This window comes from Kitasatospora sp. NPDC048540 (assembly GCF_040651175.1).
Classification (GTDB): domain Bacteria; phylum Actinomycetota; class Actinomycetes; order Streptomycetales; family Streptomycetaceae; genus Kitasatospora.
Window position 1 is genome coordinate 1 of sequence record NZ_JBEZIR010000261.1, and the last position, 2,531, is coordinate 2,531.

The window sequence follows — 2,531 nt, forward strand, 5'->3', positions numbered from 1 at the left end:
TGTCATGGGAGCGAGCATAGGCCCGCCATCGCCATATGTCGATGATCTACCTATGAAGCCTCGAGGGTGAGCTGCGTCTCAACCCGGGCAGGCCCCGTTGCCTATGCAACTCGTTGCATAGCAAGATGCGGCCATGGCACTGGAGCACGCGATCCTCGTCTCGCTGCTGGAGCAGCCCGGCTCCGGCTACGAGCTGGCACGCCGGTTCGACCGGTCGATCGGCCGCTTCTGGACCGCCACCCACCAGCAGATCTACCGGGTGCTGCGGCGGATGGAGACGGACGGCTGGATCGCCGCCGAGGAGATCGCCCAGGACGGCCGGCCCGACAAGAAGGTCTACTCGGCGGCCGGCCCCGGCCGGGCCGCGCTCTCCGGCTGGCTGCGCGAGCCGGTCGAGCCGGAGACCGTCCGGCACGAGCTGGCCGTCAAGATCCGGGCGGCCGCCTTCGACGACCCGGGCGCACTGATCTCCGAGGTCGAACGCCACCGGGAGTCGCACGCCGCGCTACTGGCCCGCTACCTGGCCGGCGAGCAGCGGGACTTCCCGGCCGGCTCGACCCTCGACACCCGCCAGGAGCTGCAGCACGTGGTGCTGCGCGGCGGCATCGAGTATGAGCGGATGACCCTCGCCTGGCTGGACGACGTGCTCGCCACCCTGCACCGCCTCGCGCACTGAGCCCGAAGCCCGAGGCCCACCGAACCCCGCCCTCGAACCCTCGACCCCCAGGGAAGCCACCATGCTGTTCAACCCGCGCTCCTACGACCCCGTGCAGTTCGACGAGCCGACCCGCAGGCTGCTGCGCGCCACCGTGGACTGGTTCGAGTCGCGCGGCAAAAAGACGCTGATCGACAGCTACATCGACCGCACCTGGTACGCGGACTTCCTGGAGTTCGCCGCCAAGGAGGGGCTGTTCGCGGAGTTCCTGACGCCCGCGTCCGCCGACGGCACCAAGCGCTGGGACACCGCCCGCAACGCCGAGCTGAACGAGATCCTCGGCTTCTACGGCCTCGGCTACTGGTACACCTGGCAGGTCACCATCCTGGGCCTCGGCCCGGTCTGGCAGAGCGAGAACGAGGCCGTCCGGGCCCGCGCCGCCAAGCTGCTGACCGAGGGCCACGTGATGGCGTTCGGCCTGTCGGAGCGCACCCACGGCGCGGACATCTACTCCACCGACATGATCCTCACCCCGGACGGCGACGGCGGTTTCACCGCCACCGGCTCCAAGTACTACATCGGCAACGGCAACGTGGCCGGCCTGGTCTCGGTCTTCGGCCGCCGCTCGGACGTCGACGGCCCCGAGGGCTACGTCTTCTTCGCCGCCGACAGCCGCCACGAGGCCTACCACCTGGTCAAGAACGTGGTGAACGCGCAGATGTACGTCAGCGAGTTCCGGCTGGAGGAGTACCCCGTCCGCGCCGAGGACGTGCTGCACACCGGCAAGGCGGCCTTCGACGCGGCCCTGAACACCGTCAACGTCGGCAAGTTCAACCTGTGCACCGCCTCGGTCGGCATCTGCGAGCACGCGATGTACGAGGCGCTCACCCACGCCCACAACCGGGTGCTGTACGGCAAGAAGGTCACCGACTTCCCGCACGTGCGCCGGGAGCTGACCGACGCCTACGCCCGCCTGGTGGCGATGAAGCTGTTCAGCGACCGGGCGGTGGACTACTTCCGCACCGCCTCGCCCGATGACCGCCGCTACCTGCTCTTCAACCCGATGACCAAGATGAAGGTCACCACCGAGGGCGAGAAGGTCATCGACCTGATGTGGGACGTCATCGCGGCCAAGGGCTTCGAGGCGGACACCTACTTCGACAAGGCCGCCAAGGACATCCGCGGCCTGCCGAAGCTCGAGGGCACCGTCCACGTCAACCTGGCGCTGATCCTCAAGTTCATGGGCAACTACCTCTTCAACCCGGCCGAGTACGCGCCGGTGCCGAGCCGCCTGGACGCCGCGGACGACGAGTTCCTGTTCCGCCAGGGCCCGGCCCGGGGCCTGGGCGCGATCCGCTTCCACGACTGGCGCACGGCCTACGACGCGCACGCGGACGTCCCGAACGTGGCCCGCTTCCGCGAGCAGGCGGACGGCTTCTGCGCGCTGCTGCTCTCGCACGCGCCCAGCGCCGAGCAGCAGCAGGACCTGGACTTCCTGCTGGAGATCGGCCAGCTGTTCGCGCTGGTCGTCTACGGCCAGCTGGTGCTGGAGCAGGCCGAGCTGACCGGCCTCACCGCGTCCGACGAAGGCCGCGACGTGCTGGACCAGGTATTCGACGCCCTGGTGCGGGACTTCTCCGCGCACGCCACCGAGCTGCACGGCAAGGCCTCCACCACCGAGGAGCAGGCCGCCTGGGCGCTGGCCCACGTCCGCCGCCCGGTCGCCGACACCGGGCGCGCGGCCCGGGTCTGGTCGCAGGTCGAGGCGCTCTCCGGCGCCTACGAGATGCAGCCGTAGCCGTTCCGCCAGGCCGGCCGGTGCACGGCCGCGGGGGGGGGCAGCGCAGCGAGACCGGAACACCCCCCGCGCCCGCCC

Annotated in this window: 2 protein-coding genes; both read left to right on the plus strand. The window is 70.1% G+C overall.

All coding sequences use genetic code 11. The annotated features are described in order from the left end of the window. The first annotated feature begins 133 nt into the window (after positions 1-133). Positions 134-676 carry a PadR family transcriptional regulator gene (locus AB0D08_RS40685; protein ID WP_033820736.1) on the plus strand — a complete coding sequence of 181 codons (543 nt, stop codon included), beginning with the start codon at positions 134-136 and terminating at the stop codon, positions 674-676. 61 nt (positions 677-737) lie between these two features. Beyond that, positions 738-2,453 carry an acyl-CoA dehydrogenase family protein gene (locus tag AB0D08_RS40690; protein WP_033820735.1) on the plus strand — a complete coding sequence of 572 codons (1,716 nt, stop codon included), beginning with the start codon at positions 738-740 and terminating at the stop codon, positions 2,451-2,453. The last annotated feature ends 78 nt before the right edge of the window (positions 2,454-2,531 follow it).